Source organism: Mumia zhuanghuii (assembly GCF_042681565.1).
Classification (GTDB): Bacteria; Actinomycetota; Actinomycetes; order Propionibacteriales; family Nocardioidaceae; genus Mumia.
In genome coordinates, this window is sequence record NZ_JBHUFT010000001.1 from 188,171 (window position 1) to 203,794 (window position 15,624).

A 15,624-nucleotide genomic window follows, 5' to 3' on the forward strand; every position below is an offset into this window, starting at 1 on the left:
GTGGACCAGACCGCGGCACTGAGTTCGGGGACCCTGCTCACGGGTCGCTACCGCCTCGACGACCTCATCAAGGAGTCGGACGGCGCGGTGACGTGGAAGGCGTACGACACCGTCCTCGACCGCAACGTCGGCATCCAGGCGGTGCGTGCCGACGACCGCCGTGCGACTGCGTTCGTGCTCGCGGCCGGTCGGTCGACCGCGGTCTCCGACCCACGTTTCCTTCAGGTGCTCGACATCGTCGAGGGCGACCACGGACACACCTATCTCGTCCGTGAGTGGGCGCGCGCCGTCTCGCTCGACCACGTGCTCGGGCCGTCGACGCTGACCAACGCGCGCTCGACGACAGTCACCCTCGAGCTCGCCGACGCGTTCGCGCACGCCCACGATGCCGGCGTCTATCACCGCCATCTGCGCCCGGCGACGGTGCTTCTCAAGGAGAATGGCGGCATCCGCATCATCGGGCTCGCCACCGACCACGCCCTGCGTTCGGCCCACCACGACGTGGACGACGCCGACGTGGGCTACGCCGAGCAGCTCGACGTCGAGGCGCTCGGCAAGATCCTGTACGCGTGTCTGACCGGGCGCTACCCCGGCGGCGACGAACTGCTCGCACCTGCCCCGAGTGAGCACGGCCGTGTCCTGCGTCCGCGACAGGTCAGGGCAGGTGTCTCGCACGACGTCGACACGGTCTGCGACCGGATCCTCGGGCGCCCGCCGCGCCACCACCGCCCGCCGCTGCGCAGCGCCCGCGACGTGGCGCTCGAGCTGGCGATCACCGGCGAGGAGGAGCCTGTCGACCCCGAGGTCACTCCCAGCTCCTCACCCGACCTCTACCGCCACGACCCGGTCCGTACGGGGGCCGGTGAGCCTCCGCCTGCTGTGAACCCGCCGAAGCCCCGGCCTGCCGCGCTCGCACCCCCACCGCCGACACCCATCGAGCGAGGCCTGTCGAAGGTGCGGCGTTCAGCCAAGGGCGAGCGTGGTCTCATCTGGCTCGCGCTCGGCGTCGTCGTCCTTCTCGCGGCGTCGCTGACCTTCATCCTCGGCCGCGTCTCAGCTCCGACCAATCCGACTCCGCCCGCCGACGAGCCGGCGCCCGAGGCGAGCCGCGCGGTGGTCGACCTCGGGATCAAGGACGTGGAGTCCTTTGACCCGGCGCCAGACGGCGACGGAGAGGAGAGCCCCAGCACCGTCGAGCTCGCTACCGACGGCGACCCGGCGACGTCCTGGATCACCATGGAGTACTACCGCCGCAACGACCTTGGCGGACTGAAGGACGGTGTCGGGCTACTGATCGACCTCGGACGACCGCGCGACGTGACGGCGATGCAGGTGCTGTTTGGCGCCTCGCCGACGTCGTTCCGGGTGTACGCGGCCCCCGGCCGCACGCAGCCGCCGACCGAGGTCAGTCAGATGGAGCGCATCGGCGGCTATGCCGACGCGCCCAGCGGTGCCTCGGTGTCGTTCTCGCAGCCCGTCAACACGCGCTACCTGCTGCTCTGGCTCACCCGTCTCCCCGAGCGCGAGAACGACATCTTCCAGGGTGCGGTGGCGGAGGTCACGGTCCGCGGCCTGGAGTGACCGCCGGGTGGCACGGGTCGTCCGCGGCGTTGGGCCGCAACACCCGACGGCACCGCGTCGCCGGAATGCCCGCGACCTAGGATGCGTTGTGTGGAGTGCGGCCGACACCGCACGCAACAGCAGACCGATAGGCGGAGCATGTCCACTGACGTACGCAACGTGATCATCATCGGCTCGGGCCCCGCGGGCTACACCGCCGCGGTGTACACGGCTCGCGCCAACCTCTCCCCGCTCGTCTTCGAAGGCTCCGTCACCGCCGGTGGCGCCCTGATGAACACGACCGACGTCGAGAACTTCCCCGGTTTTCCCGAGGGGATCGAAGGCCCGGCCCTCATGGACAACATGCGCCAGCAGGCCGAGCGCTTCGGCGCCGAGCTGGTCGCCGACGACGTCGTCGAGGTCGACCTGACCGGCGACGTCAAGATCGTCCGTACGGCGACCGGTGAGCACCGCGCTCGCGCCGTGATCCTCGCGATGGGCTCGGGCTACCGCAAGCTCGGCATCGACGGTGAGGACCGGCTGTCCGGACGCGGCGTCAGCTGGTGCGCCACATGTGACGGCTTCTTCTTCCGCAAGCAGGAGATCATCGTCGTCGGCGGCGGTGACTCCGCCCTCGAGGAGGCGACCTTCCTCACCCGCTTTGCCGACAAGGTCACGCTGGTCCACCGCCGTGACGAGCTGCGCGCCAGCAAGATCATGCAGGAACGCGCCTTCAAGAACGACAAGATCGAGTTCGCCTGGAACTCCGCCGTCAAGGAGATCCGCGGCGAGCTGTCGCTCGAAGGTGTCGTTCTCGAGGACACCGTGACCGGCGAGGAGCGCCTCGTCCCCGCGACGGGTCTGTTCATCGCGATCGGCCACGATCCGCGCTCCGAGCTGCTCGCGGGTCAGGTCGACCTCGATGCCGAGGGCTACGTGCTCGTCCAGCCCGGCTCGACCCGGACGAATGTGCCCGGCGTCTTCGCCTCCGGCGACCTCGTCGACCACACCTACCGCCAGGCGGTCACCGCCGCAGGCACCGGCTGCTCCGCCGCCCTCGACGCCGAGCGCTACATCGCCGACCTCGAGCACGCCGAGCTCGCCACCGCGTGAGCGCCGGTCCTCGGGAATCGACTCGCTCCTGAGGGCGTTTCACCAGACAGACTCATCGAACCCGCCGTCTGACAATCCGAAGGAGAAGCAACCGTGGGCAACATCCAGGCCGTCACTGACGCCGAGTTCCCGACCACCGTGCTGGGCTCTGACAAGCCCGTGCTCGTCGACTTCTGGGCGGAGTGGTGCGGTCCGTGCCGCCAGGTCTCGCCGATCCTCGAAGAGATCGCTGCCGAGTACGGCGACAAGATCACGATCGTCAAGATGAATGTCGACGAGAACCCGCAGACCCCGGCTTCCTACCGGGTGACGTCGATCCCGACACTCAACGTCTACCAGAACGGTGAGATCGTCCAATCGATCATCGGCGCGAAGCCCAAGAGCCTCCTGCTCAAGGAGCTCGACGCGTTCGTCAGCTGATCTGACGACCTCACAGCCGCAGACGAAGGGCCCGCACCTGACGGTGCGGGCCCTTCGTCGTCGCCCTTCGCGGAGCGGCGCCGCAAGAAGTCATGTTCTTGAGTCTACTTGTCGACAAATAGATGAATTCCCTCATTGATTCAGCGCTATGCCGACGCTGGACCGTTCCCTCGCTTGGCCGGGTCCATCAACGTCACGATGCGCTCGAGGTCGTCGATCGACGCGAACTCGACCGTGATCTTGCCCTTCGTCTTGCCGAGGTCGACCTTCACTCGCGTGTCGAAGCGGTCTGCGAGCCGGTCTGCGAGGTCCGTCAGCCTCGGGGCGACGATGCGCCGAGGACGCTGCCGGCGGTCGGGCTCGTCCGCGAGGTCCTCTCCCATCGCGACGATCTCCTCGAGCGAGCGGACGGAGAGCCCTTCTGCGACGACCCGCTGAGCGAGCCTTTCCTGCCGCACGCTGTCGACGACCGCCACAAGCGTCCGCGCGTGTCCGGCGCTCAGCACTCCCGCAGCGACGCGGCGTTGCACCGCCGGAGTGAGGCGAAGCAGGCGGAGGGTGTTGCTGATCTGCGGGCGTGACCGTCCGATACGGGTCGCGAGCTCCTCATGCGTGCACCCGAAATCGTCGAGGAGCTGCTGGTACGCCGCTGCCTCCTCGAGCGGATTCAGCTGTGCGCGATGAAGGTTCTCCAGAAGCGCATCGCGCAGGAGGTCCTCGTCCGAGGTATCGCGCACGATCGCCGGAATCGTGTCGAGCCCGGCTTCCTTGGTCGCGCGCCAACGACGCTCGCCCATGACGAGCTCGTAGGTGTTGTCGCCGACGGTCCGGACGACGACCGGCTGGAGCAGTCCGATCTCGCGAATCGAGTGGACGAGCTCCGCCATCGCCTCCTCGTCGAACACCTCGCGCGGCTGCCGCGGGTTCGGGGAGACGTGGTCGACCGGGATCTCCGCGAAACGTGCACCCTCAACGGGTCGGAGCCCCTCGACCACCGGCAGGGGCGAGCTGTCCAGGGCTGCGTCGCCCGGAGTGGCGTCTCCGGTCGATGAGCTTGCGGGCGGAGTGTCAGCAGCCGACGCCGGAGAGGTGCTCACGCCGTTGTCGGTGTGCTCGCTCAGCGGGGCCGGCTGCGTGGTTTCACGTGAAACATCTGCGGGGGCGGTGGGAATGAGGGCGCCGAGGCCACGGCCGAGTCCACGTCGTTGCTGACTCATGACTGATCCCCCAGGTCGAGCGTCGATGCAGCCTCCGCAATCTCTCGCGCCGCCTCGAGATAGGACAGCGACCCGGGCGAGCTCGGGTCGTAAGTGATGACCGTCTGCTGATAGCTCGGCGCCTCGGAGATACGGACTGACCGCGGGATTGCCGTCTTGAGCACGCGGTCGGAAAAGTAGGTGCGAACCTCGTCGGCGACACCTGCACTGAGGCGCGTCCGAGCGTCGTACATCGTCAAGAGGATCGTGCTGAGGTTCAGCGTGGGGTTGAGCTGATCCTGGACCATGTCAACGGTCTTGATCAGCTGCGACAGACCCTCGAGGGCGTAGTACTCGCACTGAATCGGGATCATGACCTCACGTGCCGCCGCAAGGGCGTTGACGGTGAGAAGGCCGAGCGACGGCGGGCAGTCGACGTACACATAGTCGTACGGGCGGTCAGCCTGCGCGTTCCGTGCAAGGAAGTCGTCCAGCGCCCGCCGCAGACGTGTTTCGCGAGCGACCATCGGGACAAGCTCGATCTCCGCCCCGGCGAGTGCGATCGACGCCGGGAGGACATCCAGGTTCTCGACGTCCGGGCACGCCTGGATCAGATCATCGATCTTCTGTCCGTCCACCAGCACCTCGTACACACCAGGGGTGTCCGCGCTGTGATCCACGTTCAGCGCCGTCGAGGCATTGCCCTGCGGATCGAGGTCGATGACCAACACCCGCAGGCCGTGTGTCGCCATCGCTGCCGCCACGTTGACCGTCGTCGTCGTCTTGCCGACGCCGCCCTTCTGGTTCGCGACGATCAGCACGCGGGTGGCCGGCGGACGCGGCATCGGCGCGGCAGCCTCGGCATCGTGCTGGCGCTGCAGCGAAGCAGCTACCTCTTGGGCAAGCGGGGTGTCGGTGGCGAGCCCGCCCGAGTGAGCGAGATCGGAGGCACGCGGGACGATCGGGGGTACGTAGGGCTCGCTCACGCAGCCATCTCCTCAGGGGTCTTTGTTTCACGTGAAACAGGCGGTCGCTGCCAACCGACCGGGGTGCGCAGGACGTCGTCTGAGAGAGCATCCGTCTTGGGTGACCACCACGGGTAACCGAGCCCGTGCGCGATGTGGAGGATTGGCATCTAACCCGCCTTGTCGATGATGACGATGGTCGTGGGCGTCTCGACGACTCCCTCACCGTACGACGCGACTCGTGGGTTTGTCCCACCCGCCGCGCGGATTGTGGAGAGTGACTCCTCGATCTCTGCCTCGGCCGCCGACCCCTTGATCGCGCGCATCTGGCCGCCGGGCCGCACCAGCGGCATCGACCAACGGACGAGCTTCCCCAAGGAAGCGACGGCCCGTGATGTCACGATGTCGTACCGCTCCTTGATCTCCTCTGCGCGGCCACGACGGACCTCCACATGGCTGAGACCGAGCTCGTCGACGACCTCGGACAAGAAGGTGGTTCGTCGCAGGAGGGGTTCGATGAGTGTGATCTTGACGTCTGGACGCATGATCGCCCACACCAGACCGGGCAGACCCGCACCGCTTCCCACATCAGCGATCGAAGCGCCGGCGGGGAGATCCGTCGCGGGCAGTGCGCAGTTGACCACGTGGCGGGTCCAGATGCGCGGGACCTCGCGTGGGCCAATCAGACCGCGGACGACGCCGTCAGTCGAAAGAAGGTCTACATAGCGCCGAGCCAGATCGAGGCGACCGCCGAATACGGCGGCCGCCTCGGGTGGTGGCGATGTTTCACGTGAAACATCCATGAGTGAACGTCACCCAGGAAGGATGACGACGCGACGATTGGGCTCCTGGCCCTCCGACTCGCTCGTCAGGCCAGCAGCAGCAACGGCGTCGTGGACGACCTTCCGCTCGAACGGCGACATCGGGTCGAGTCGAAGCTCCTGACCGGAGTCTCGGACCCGAGAGATGCTCTCCTCGGCAAGTCGCGTGAGGACGTCACGACGCCGTGCGCGGAACCCGTCCACATCCAGCATCAGGCGGCTCCGCTCACCGGTCTCGCGGTAGACCGCCAGCCTCGTCAGCTCCTGAAGAGCCTCGAGGACTTCGCCGTCTCGACCGACGAGTGTCCCCAGGTCGCCGCCGACGAGGGACACCGACGCTCGGTTGCCCTCGACGTCCATATCGAGATCGCCATCGAGATCAGCGATGTCGAGGAGCTCCTCAAGGAAGTCCGCCGCGATATCACCCTCGTTCTCAAGGCGCGCGACGCGCTTGCTCCGTGAACCCTCGTCCTCAGGCGCGTCATCGACCTCGGGATCTGCATCGAGGACGGCGTCGTCCGGCTCCGTGGCCGTGGCATTCGTGTCGTGTGACGTCTCAGTCACCGCTTCCACCTCCCTCTCCGGACCCGGAGTCCGAGGAGTCATCGTTCTTCGCTGAAGAGTCGGGGCCGGAGGTCCGACCCTGACCGCGGGGAGCACTCCCCTTCTTGCGCTGCTCTCGTGTCTTCTTCTTGGGCTGCTGACGACGCGGTGCATCGGACGGCTTCTCCGTGACCTCCGGAAGTGGCTCTTCCTTCAGCTTGCCGTGCCGCTTGTCGCGCTCACGCTTCGCCTCGAACGCAGGCGTGCCAGGCGCCGGGTTGTTGCGGATGACGTAGAACTGCTGACCCATCGTCCACGCGTTCGATGTCGTCCAGTAGAGCAGGACACCCACCGGGAAGGCGATGCCGCCGATGGCGAACACGAACGGGAGCACATAGAGAAGGAGCTTCTGCTGCTGGGCGTACGGACCGGACAGCGCGTCCTTCGGCATGTTCTTCATCATCAGCTGGCGCTGGGTGAGGAAGGTGGTCGCCGTCATCAGGACGACGAGGATCGCCGTGACGATCTTGATGTGGACGTTGTCGTCGGTGAACCGGCTCGCGATCTGCACGCCGAGGAAGGTCGCGTTCTGGATCGACTCAGCCTGGCTGTCGGTGAGGACACCGTAGGCGTTGCCGCGGGCAGCGTGGTCGATCACCCGGAAGAGCGCAAAGAAGATCGGCATCTGCAAGATGAGCGGCAGACACGAAGCAAACGGGTTCGTGTTGGCCTCACGGAACAGCTTCATCTGCTCCTGGGCCATACGCTCACGGTCATGGCCGTACTTCTTCTGCAGCTCACGGATCTTGGGCTGCAGCATCTGCATGTTGCGGCTCGCCTTGATCTGCTTCACGAACAGCGGGATGAGCAGCATCCGGATCGTGATCGTCAGACCGATGATGGACAGTGCCCACGTCCAGCCAGAGTCGGGGTCCATCCCGATCTCACTGAGCAGCCAGTGCCACGCCACCATGATCGCCGAGACCACGTAGTACAGCGGCTGCATGATGGTGTCGAAGAAGTTGCCGATCGCGTCGAACATCAAACCCCTCGCGGTGGAGTCGGGGAAGATCCGCCTGCTGCGGATCGGGGGGGAACGGGGTCGTAGCCGCCGGCGGCCCACGGATGGCACCGACCGATACGTCGCACTGCCATCCAGCTGCCTCGCATCGCACCGTGCTCCTCGACCGCGCCGAGCGCGTACGCCGAGCACGACGGGTAGTAGCGGCACACCTGCCCGTACAACGGGCTGATGGCGAACCGGTACGCCTTCAAGAGGCCGATCAGGATGGACTTCATGTCAGGAGGTCGTCCTCGGCTGGTGCAAGCGATCAAGGACGAGATCGAGATCGTGCCCAAGGTCGACACTCGAGCGACGTGCGGCAGGAGGCAGCGCACGCAGCACGACATCGGAACCTTCGGGCAACGCGCTCAGACGTGCGGACATCAAGGCACGCAGACGGCGCTTGACGGTGTTGCGTGTGACCGCGTTGCCGACCTGCTTGCCGACCACGAACGCGACCCGCGACGGATCACCCTCCGACCGGGCCCCCAAACGACCATGGGCGAGGACGGTGCGGGATCCCGCACGGCGTCCTCGCCTGATGGTTGTCCGAATGTCGTCGCTCGTGCGCAGGCGATGGGCTGCGCTCAGCACCGCACGGCCAGCACGGCTCAGGCCGACAGACGCGCGCGGCCCTTGCGACGACGATCCCCCAGGATCGCGCGGCCGGCGCGCGTACGCATCCGCAGGCGGAAGCCGTGCTTGCGCGCGCGGCGGCGGTTGTTCGGCTGGAAGGTGCGCTTCGTCACGGGAGTGCTCCCCATCGTGTCGTGTCTGCGACCGCAGGCAATCGCGGTCATCGGTACTGGACGGTCTCTGGCTCGACGGCCACCGCCCGCCGACGTACGCGCGCGATTGCGACCCGTACGTAGGCATGCGGCAGGTGTCGAGAACCCTCGACCTCTCAACGGTACGTGGTCGCTCCACAGCGGGTCAAACCGGCCTTACACCCGTGACGCCCCACACGTCCAGGACACGCGCCGGGAACCCCCGGTTGCACCATGATCGGTACCCTGTGGACAATCGGTTGCCGCTGACCATTCGTGCTGTTAGCGTCCCCGAAATACCACGATATCCACAGGGCACGCCATCGGCGTGGAATGCCGCGACATCACTGGGATCACGGGGATCTCATCACGGGGAGCAGTAAGTCCACAGATTGTGGATAACGATGTGGACGTACCGCGCCCCCCAGGGAGCCGGAGATTGGGGCCAACATGAGTGATGACCAGCCGACGCCGCCCTCGGAGGTGATCGACAGCGCAACGCTCCACCGCCGTTGGAACGCGATCACCGAGATCCTCCCCGTCACCACACGGGCATGGGTGACGAGCTCTGTCCCGATCACGCTCCACGAGAACACCCTCCTCGTCGGGGTCCCCAACGACTTCACGCGGACCCAGATGGAGGTACGCCTGAGGCCGCAGCTCGAGCAGGCACTGTCGGACTCCTTCGGGCGGCCGATCCGGATCGCGGTCACGGTCGATCCCAACGTGCTCCCCGCCGCCACGGAGAAGGCCGACAACCTCGAAGAAATTGACTTGTCGACAAGTCGAGATGGCGTTAACTCGACTTCTGACGGCGTGGGGGTACCTGCCGCCGACCCGGTGTCCGCTCCAGGGCACACCGCCGACGTCCGCGCCCCCGCGTCGTCCGCGGCGCACGACGACGGCGCGCCGGTGAACTTCGACGCTTCACCGGCCTTCGTCCCCACGACGAGCCAGGCACGCCCTCCGCACCACGTCCGGGCAGCCGAGACGCGACTCAACCCGCGCTACCACTTCGAGAACTTCGTCATCGGCTCGTCCAACCGCTTCGCGCACGCGGCCGCCGTCGCTGTCGCCGAGGCGCCGGGGCGCGCCTACAACCCGCTGATGATCTACGGCGAGTCCGGGCTCGGCAAGACGCACCTCCTGCACGCGATCGGACACTACGTCCGCAGCCTGTACGCGAACGCGCGTGTGCGCTACGTGAGCACCGAAGAGTTCACGAACGACTTCATCAACGCCATCCGTGACGACCGGATGCCCGCGCTGCAGCGGCGCTACCGCGACACGGACGTCCTCCTCATCGACGACATCCAGTTCCTCGAGGGCAAGATCCAGACCCAAGAGGAGTTCTTCCACACGTTCAACACCCTTCACGGCTCCAACAAGCAGATCGTGATCACCTCGGACCGGCCGCCCCGTGGGCTCGAGTCGCTCGAGGACAGGCTCCGCAGCCGGTTCGAGTGGGGCCTCACGACGGACGTCCAGCCGCCCGACCTCGAGACCCGCATCGCGATCCTCAGCAAGAAGGCCGAGATCGAGAAGCTCACAGTCCCGCCTGAGGTGCTCGAGTTCATCGCCAGTCGGATCCAGACCAACATCCGCGAGCTCGAGGGCGCCCTGATCCGGGCGACGGCCTTCGCGAGCCTGAACCACCAGGCAGTCGATCTGCCGTTGGCCGAGATCGTCCTGAAGGACCTCATCCCCGAGGGTGGAGAGCCTGAGATCACCGCCGGCCTGATCATCGCCCAGACGGCCTCCTACCTCGAGTACTCGATCGAGGAGATCTGCGGAGCGAGCCGCTCCCGGGGACTCGTCCAGGCGCGCCAGATCGCGATGTACCTCTGCCGCGAGCTCACCGAGCTCTCGCTGCCCAAGATCGGGCAGCACTTCGGTGGCCGAGACCACACGACCGTCATGCACGCCGATCGCAAGATCCGCACCCTGATGGCCGAACGCCGACAGGTCTTCAACCACGTCACCGAGCTCACGAACCGCATCAAGCAGCAGGCTCGCCAGGTGGGCTGAGCGGGACCTTCAGCGGCCCCGCACGCGCTCCTCAGACCCCCAAAAGGGGCGGTACGACACCCGTCGTACCGCCCCTTTTGTTGTGATTCACGACTACCCACATCTGGGGATACACCTGGGGAAAACACCCCAACTTCATCCACAAGCCCCCGCCGTCCCGTGCACGACCTGGGGAGCGCGAGTCCGTCCTCCACCGCGTCGCACAGCGAACGGGTCGGTTGTCCACATCGCGTGAACATTGCCATTCAGTTGCTGACCTGCACTGACTCGAGTTGTCCACTCCGTCAACAGCCCCTACTACTGAGATGAGAACTACAAGATCTCCTCATTCGTTCGAAGTCATCCACAGGCCAAACCTGGGGATGACGAATGACAACCTCCCTGACTGGTCGCCCGAGCCAGAGCCGTGGCAGGATTCCAGGAAACATGTCATTCCCCGGCCGCTCCCACGGCCGGCCACACCCGTCCGGAGGCACATCGCTGTGAAGTTCCGCATCGACCGCGACGCCTTGGCCGACGCAGTCGCCTGGACGGCCCGGAGCCTGCCGACTCGGCCGACCGTTCCCGTGCTCGCCGGCCTCATGGTCGAGAGCACCGACGGCGGCATCGCGCTGTCGAGCTTCGACTACGAGACCTCCGCCCGCTCCACCGTCGACGCCGACGTCGCCGACGATGGCCGGGCCCTCGTGTCCGGTCGGCTTCTCGCCGACATCTGCAAGTCGCTCCCCTCGCGTCCGGTCGACGTCTCGGTCGACGGCACCAAGGTCTCGCTGGTGTGCGGCAGCAGCCGGTTCAGCCTCCAGACGATGCCCGTCGAGGACTACCCCCAGCTGCCGGCGATGCCGACGGCGTCAGGCACGGTGAGCTCGGACGACTTCGCAACCGCCGTCGCGCAGGCCGTGGCCGCCGCTGGGCGCGACGACGTCCTCCAGCTCCTCACCGGGGTCCGCATCGAGCTTGCCGGGTCGACGATCTCGCTGCTGGCCACCGACCGGTTCCGGGCGAGCCTCCGCGAGCTCTCGTGGTTCCCCGAGAACCCGGACACCTCCGCGACAGCCGTCGTCCCGGCGCGCTCGCTCTCCGAGATCGCGAAGTCCTTCACGTCCGGCGGCGAGCTGACGATGGCCGTCGCCACGGGTGAGCAGGGCCCCGGCCTCATCGGCTTCGAGGGCTCCACGGCCAGCGGCACCCGCCGCACGACCACCCGGATGCTCGAAGGTGAGTTCCCCAAGGTGCGTCAGCTGTTCGCCGCCAACGCCCAGACCATCGCGTTCGTGGGCCGCCAGGACCTCATCGACGCCGTCCGCCGAGTCTCGCTCGTCGCCGAGCGCAACACTCCGGTGCGCCTGACGTTCTCCGACGGGCAGGTCCTCCTCGAGTCCGGCAGCGGGGACGACGCCCAGGCGCAGGAGACGCTGCAGGCGCAGGTCGACGGCGACGACATTGTGGTCGGCTTCAACCCGACGTTCCTCCTCGAGGGCCTGCAGGTCATGACCGACCCCGCCGTCCACCTCGCCTTCACCCAGGCGAGCCGCCCCGCGACGCTCGCGGGCGTGCAGGAGCTGGGCGGGGAGCCCGACATGTCCTTCCGGTACCTCATCATGCCGATGCGCCTGCCGGGCTGACGTCCGCTCGTCACCCCTGTCGCCACCATCTCGCCCGGACACGACTCCAAGGAGTGCCATGGACATCGGACTGATCGGCCTCGGCAAGATGGGCGGCAACATGCGCGAGCGCATGCGGCGAGGGGGCATCAACGTCGTCGGGTACGACCGCAACCCCGACCTTGCCGACGTCTCCTCGCTTGGTGCACTTGTCGAAGCCCTTCCCGCTCCGCGGGTCGTGTGGGTCATGGTCCCGGCCGGCGCCGCCACGCACGAGACGGTCGCCCAGCTACGTGACCTGCTCTCAGCGGGCGACGTCGTGGTCGACGGCGGCAACTCGCGCTGGACCGACGACCTCCGCCATGCCGCTGAGCTGGCCGAAAAGGGCATCGGGTTCGTCGACTGCGGAGTCAGCGGCGGCGTCTGGGGTCTGGAGGAGGGCTACGCCCTGATGGTCGGCGGTGCGCCCGACGACATCGCCAAGGTCACCCCGGCGTTCGACGCCCTGCGACCCAGCCCGACCAGCGGCTACGTGCGCGCAGGTGGGGTGGGCGCCGGTCACTTCTCCAAGATGGTTCACAACGGCATCGAGTACGCGATGATGCAGGCGTACGCGGAGGGTTACGAGCTGCTCGAGAAGGTCGACCTCGTCGACGACGTCACCGAGGTGTTCGCCTCGTGGCGCGAGGGCACGGTCGTCCGCTCCTGGCTCCTCGACCTGATGGTCAAGGCGCTCCAGGAGGACCCGGGCCTCGCGCATATCCGCGGCTACGCGGAAGACTCGGGTGAGGGACGCTGGACCGTCGAGGCCGCGATCGACAACGCGGTGCCGGTGCCGGCGATCACCGCAGCGTTGTTCGCCCGGTTCGTGTCGCGCCAGGACGACTCGCCCGCCATGAAGGCGATCGCCGCGATGCGCAACCAGTTCGGCGGCCACGCGGTGAAGTCGGAGTAGCCACCGCACCGTGCACGTCACCCACCTCTCCCTGCACGACTTCCGCTCCTATGTCGAGCTCGAGCTCACGCTCGAACCCGGCGCCTCCGCCTTCATCGGTGCGAACGGTCAGGGCAAGACCAACCTCGTCGAGGCGATCGACTACCTCGCGACGCTGGGCTCGCACCGGGTCGCGAGCGATGCGCCACTCGTCCGGATCGGCGCCGACCGCGCGGTCGTCCGCGCGAGCGTCGTGCGCGATGACCGGTCTGCGCTGCTGGAGATCGAGATCACGCCCGGGCGCTCGAACCGCGCACGCGTGAACCGAGGTCCGCTCCCCCGCCCGCGTGACCTCCTCGGATGGCTCCGCTCGGTCGTGTTCTCACCCGAAGACCTCACGTTGGTCAAGGGCGACCCGAGCGACCGCCGCCATTTCCTCGACGCGCTCCTGGTTCTGCGTTCACCGCGGTTCGCCGGGGTTCGGGCGGACTACGACCGGGCACTGCGCCAGCGCAACTCGCTGCTCAAGTCCGCACGGCACGCCGGCCGCGGTGCGAACCTCGACACGCTCGACATCTGGGACGGTCAGCTCGCCACGTACGGGGGTGAGCTGCTGGCCGCACGGCTCGCGCTGCTCGACGCCCTCGGTCCGTACCTCGCCGACGCCTACCGCGCGGTCGCGGCGTCTGCGGCGGCTGAGCGTACGGAGGCCACGACCGCGTACAAGCCCTCCTTCGAGCTCCCCGAGACCCTGGACCGCGACGTCCTCCGTGAGGCGATGGCCGAGGAGATGGTGCGGCGCCGACGCGACGAGCTCGACCGCGGGGTCAGCCTCGTTGGCCCGCACCGCGACGACGTCGTCCTGTCTCTCGGGAGCATGCCCGCCAAGGGGTACGCGAGCCACGGTGAGTCGTGGTCATACGCACTGGCGCTGCGACTGGCTTCGTACGACCTCTTGCGCGCAGACGGCGACGACCCGATCCTGATCCTCGACGACGTGTTCGCCGAGCTCGACCGGGACCGGCGCGCTCACCTTGCCGACAGGGTCGCCGGCGCCGAGCAGGTGCTGGTGACCGCGGCTGTCGCAGAGGACGTGCCCGCGGGCCTGCGAGGGCGTCGGTACGACGTGGCGGCAGGCGAGGTCAGGATGGACGAGGAGGTGGCTGATGAGTAAGGAACCCGTCGACCCCGGTGAGCGCACACCCGTCGAGCCTGTCGAGCCTGCGGCAGACCATCAGACCGACGGCATCGAGCTGGCTCGCAGCATCGCACGTGCGTACCGTTCGGTCGGTCCGGCCGCCTCGCGCTCATCGACGCCACGCCGACGCCGACGCCGACGCACCATCCCGAGCGTGAGCGGCGCTCACCCCGACGACCGCGACCCCCAGACCCTGGAGTCGACGCTCGACCGGCTCGTGACCGAGCACGGCTGGGACACCGAGGTTGCGGTCCACGGCTTGTTCGGGCGGTGGAGCGAGATCGTGGGCGCGGAAGTCGCCGAGCACTGCCGGCCCGACCGTTATGCCGACGGGCAGCTCTGGGTGAATGCGGACTCGACGGCGTGGGCGACACAGTTGCGGATGCTCGCTCCCAACGTGGTCGGCAAGCTCAACGAGCGGCTCGGCGACGGCACCGTCACGCGGATCAACGTCCGCGGACCCCAAGGCCCGAGCTGGGCGAAGGGTTCACTGAGGGTGAAGGGCCGCGGGCCGCGCGACACCTACGGGTGAGTGGCGCGCCTCAGCGCGCGAAGACCGACGAGATCCGGTCGAAGACCGCCACGACCAGGGCGACCGCGATGCCGATGATCACCATCACGCCTGCGGCTGGCCCGACGCCGTCCCAGCCCCCGTATGGGCGCACGCCGATGAACAGCAGGACAGCGCCGGCAGCGACGGCTCCGATCAGCCCCCACCCCAGCGAGGCGAAGAACCCGCCGGTCGGCGGGCCGCTGCGGCGCAGTGCGAGCACGAAGACGGCGCCCGCGCCCCAGAGAAGTCCGACGGCGAGTGCCGCGACGACATCGGACGGGCGGTGCCACCCGGCGACGACGGTCGAGACGCCGGTGAGGACGACGGCGGCCGAGCCGAGCATCGTGACTAGGCCGCGGAGGGCCGCCGGCGCGACCAGCAGCGCTGCGATGACGAGCGAGATCGCGGCGGTGGTGTGACCGCTGGGAAGGCTGTTGACGTGCCAGCCGTACCCGTGGTCGGGCCGGTCGAGGACAGCGTGCTTGAGCACCTGGGTCGTGATGTTGGCGCCTGCGACGACGATCACCGCGGCGAATGCTGCGGCGAACCGCTGCCGCAGCACCGCCATCGTCATCAGGACGACCATGGCGATCGCCATCGTGCCGATGGAGAGGTAGCCGAGGACGGACAGGAGCTGGTCGAGGGCGTCGCGGCGCGCATACACGGCCTCCATCGCCCGCTGGTCGAGACGCTGCCCGCGGGGGTTCTCGATGAGATAGGACACCATCAGCACGAGTGCGGCGAACGACACCACGAGGAGTCCGAACGCCGACGCCAGCGTCCGTCCGCGATAAAGCTTCTGCCCCGCGGACGGCGCACGAGCAACCGTCGAAGATGCCATGTCCCCCACCTTGCCTCA

The 15,624-nt window shown here is 67.7% G+C and carries 17 protein-coding genes; 8 read left to right on the forward strand and 9 right to left on the reverse strand.

Annotated features, from left to right (window positions below; all coding sequences use genetic code 11):
- The 3 genes from ACFSDF_RS00935 to trxA all read left to right on the forward strand — a co-directional run bounded on the left by ACFSDF_RS00935 (position 1) and on the right by trxA (position 3,093).
- The gene (locus ACFSDF_RS00935; RefSeq protein ID WP_167000720.1) at positions 1-1,581 is read left to right on the forward strand and encodes a hypothetical protein; all 1,581 of its coding nucleotides are present in this window, start codon (positions 1-3) and stop codon (positions 1,579-1,581) included.
- A 138-nt stretch (positions 1,582-1,719) separates the two neighbouring features.
- Positions 1,720-2,673, forward strand: coding sequence for a thioredoxin-disulfide reductase (gene trxB, locus ACFSDF_RS00940; protein ID WP_182397125.1), 954 nt, complete (start codon positions 1,720-1,722; stop codon positions 2,671-2,673).
- A 93-nt stretch (positions 2,674-2,766) separates the two neighbouring features.
- Entirely contained in the window at positions 2,767-3,093 is a 327-nt protein-coding gene (gene trxA, locus ACFSDF_RS00945; protein ID WP_279587717.1) for a thioredoxin, read from the forward strand.
- A 146-nt stretch (positions 3,094-3,239) separates the two neighbouring features.
- Here the strand turns inward: trxA and ACFSDF_RS00950 are convergent, their stop codons facing one another.
- The 8 genes from ACFSDF_RS00950 to rpmH all read right to left on the reverse strand — a co-directional run bounded on the left by ACFSDF_RS00950 (position 3,240) and on the right by rpmH (position 8,430).
- Positions 3,240-4,310 carry a ParB/RepB/Spo0J family partition protein gene (locus ACFSDF_RS00950; protein WP_377155701.1) on the reverse strand — a complete coding sequence of 357 codons (1,071 nt, stop codon included), beginning with the start codon at positions 4,308-4,310 and terminating at the stop codon, positions 3,240-3,242.
- Positions 4,307-5,275: a ParA family protein gene (locus tag ACFSDF_RS00955; protein WP_370465454.1), complete on the reverse strand. Its 969-nt coding sequence runs from the start codon at positions 5,273-5,275 to the stop codon at positions 4,307-4,309. Before ACFSDF_RS00955 ends, ACFSDF_RS00950 begins: the two co-directional genes overlap by 4 nt.
- A gap of 149 nt (positions 5,276-5,424) precedes the next feature.
- Complete coding sequence (gene rsmG, locus ACFSDF_RS00960) at positions 5,425-6,057, reverse strand: 16S rRNA (guanine(527)-N(7))-methyltransferase RsmG (RefSeq protein ID WP_167000726.1); 633 nt, start codon at positions 6,055-6,057, stop codon at positions 5,425-5,427.
- 9 nt (positions 6,058-6,066) lie between these two features.
- A complete protein-coding gene (locus ACFSDF_RS00965; protein WP_465264185.1) occupies positions 6,067-6,639 on the reverse strand; it encodes a Jag family protein in 573 nt (190 codons plus the stop codon).
- Entirely contained in the window at positions 6,632-7,660 is a 1,029-nt protein-coding gene (yidC, locus tag ACFSDF_RS00970) for a membrane protein insertase YidC (RefSeq protein ID WP_167000728.1), read from the reverse strand. Before yidC ends, ACFSDF_RS00965 begins: the two co-directional genes overlap by 8 nt.
- Positions 7,660-7,917 (reverse strand): membrane protein insertion efficiency factor YidD, encoded by a 258-nt coding sequence (gene yidD / locus ACFSDF_RS00975; protein ID WP_167000730.1) that lies wholly within the window; start codon positions 7,915-7,917, stop codon positions 7,660-7,662. Before yidD ends, yidC begins: the two co-directional genes overlap by 1 nt.
- Position 7,918: 1 nt before the next feature.
- A complete protein-coding gene (rnpA, locus tag ACFSDF_RS00980; protein ID WP_167000732.1) occupies positions 7,919-8,275 on the reverse strand; it encodes a ribonuclease P protein component in 357 nt (118 codons plus the stop codon).
- A 17-nt stretch (positions 8,276-8,292) separates the two neighbouring features.
- Positions 8,293-8,430 carry a 50S ribosomal protein L34 gene (gene rpmH, locus ACFSDF_RS00985; RefSeq protein ID WP_182397207.1) on the reverse strand — a complete coding sequence of 46 codons (138 nt, stop codon included), beginning with the start codon at positions 8,428-8,430 and terminating at the stop codon, positions 8,293-8,295.
- A 468-nt stretch (positions 8,431-8,898) separates the two neighbouring features.
- Between rpmH and dnaA the strand changes: the two genes are divergently transcribed.
- The 5 genes from dnaA (at position 8,899) to ACFSDF_RS01010 (ending at position 14,744) form a co-directional block, all read left to right on the forward strand.
- A complete protein-coding gene (gene dnaA / locus ACFSDF_RS00990) occupies positions 8,899-10,476 on the forward strand; it encodes a chromosomal replication initiator protein DnaA (RefSeq protein WP_167000736.1) in 1,578 nt (525 codons plus the stop codon).
- A gap of 482 nt (positions 10,477-10,958) precedes the next feature.
- Entirely contained in the window at positions 10,959-12,101 is a 1,143-nt protein-coding gene (gene dnaN, locus ACFSDF_RS00995) for a DNA polymerase III subunit beta (RefSeq protein ID WP_167000738.1), read from the forward strand.
- A 16-nt stretch (positions 12,102-12,117) separates the two neighbouring features.
- Complete coding sequence (gene gnd, locus ACFSDF_RS01000; protein ID WP_347877918.1) at positions 12,118-13,035, forward strand: phosphogluconate dehydrogenase (NAD(+)-dependent, decarboxylating); 918 nt, start codon at positions 12,118-12,120, stop codon at positions 13,033-13,035.
- Positions 13,036-13,045: 10 nt separating this feature from the next.
- Positions 13,046-14,188: a DNA replication/repair protein RecF gene (recF, locus tag ACFSDF_RS01005; RefSeq protein ID WP_167000742.1), complete on the forward strand. Its 1,143-nt coding sequence runs from the start codon at positions 13,046-13,048 to the stop codon at positions 14,186-14,188.
- Positions 14,181-14,744 (forward strand): DciA family protein, encoded by a 564-nt coding sequence (locus ACFSDF_RS01010; RefSeq protein WP_167000744.1) that lies wholly within the window; start codon positions 14,181-14,183, stop codon positions 14,742-14,744. Before recF ends, ACFSDF_RS01010 begins: the two co-directional genes overlap by 8 nt.
- A 10-nt stretch (positions 14,745-14,754) precedes the next feature.
- Here the strand turns inward: ACFSDF_RS01010 and ACFSDF_RS01015 are convergent, their stop codons facing one another.
- Positions 14,755-15,606 carry a phosphatase PAP2 family protein gene (locus ACFSDF_RS01015; protein ID WP_377155709.1) on the reverse strand — a complete coding sequence of 284 codons (852 nt, stop codon included), beginning with the start codon at positions 15,604-15,606 and terminating at the stop codon, positions 14,755-14,757.
- Positions 15,607-15,624 lie beyond the last annotated feature (18 nt).

Bases quoted from the DNA above. Each gene is read 5' to 3' on its own strand.
- ACFSDF_RS01015 (WP_377155709.1), bottom strand. From the start codon at position 15,606: ATGGCATCTTCGACGGTTGCTCGTGCGCCGTCCGCGGGGCAGAAGCTT.
- trxB (WP_182397125.1), top strand. From the start codon at position 1,720: ATGTCCACTGACGTACGCAACGTGATCATCATCGGCTCGGGCCCCGCG.
- ACFSDF_RS00950 (WP_377155701.1), bottom strand. From the start codon at position 4,310: ATGAGTCAGCAACGACGTGGACTCGGCCGTGGCCTCGGCGCCCTCATT.
- yidC (WP_167000728.1), bottom strand. From the start codon at position 7,660: ATGTTCGACGCGATCGGCAACTTCTTCGACACCATCATGCAGCCGCTG.
- yidD (WP_167000730.1), bottom strand. From the start codon at position 7,917: ATGAAGTCCATCCTGATCGGCCTCTTGAAGGCGTACCGGTTCGCCATC.
- rsmG (WP_167000726.1), bottom strand. From the start codon at position 6,057: ATGGATGTTTCACGTGAAACATCGCCACCACCCGAGGCGGCCGCCGTA.
- ACFSDF_RS01010 (WP_167000744.1), top strand. From the start codon at position 14,181: ATGAGTAAGGAACCCGTCGACCCCGGTGAGCGCACACCCGTCGAGCCT.
- dnaA (WP_167000736.1), top strand. From the start codon at position 8,899: ATGAGTGATGACCAGCCGACGCCGCCCTCGGAGGTGATCGACAGCGCA.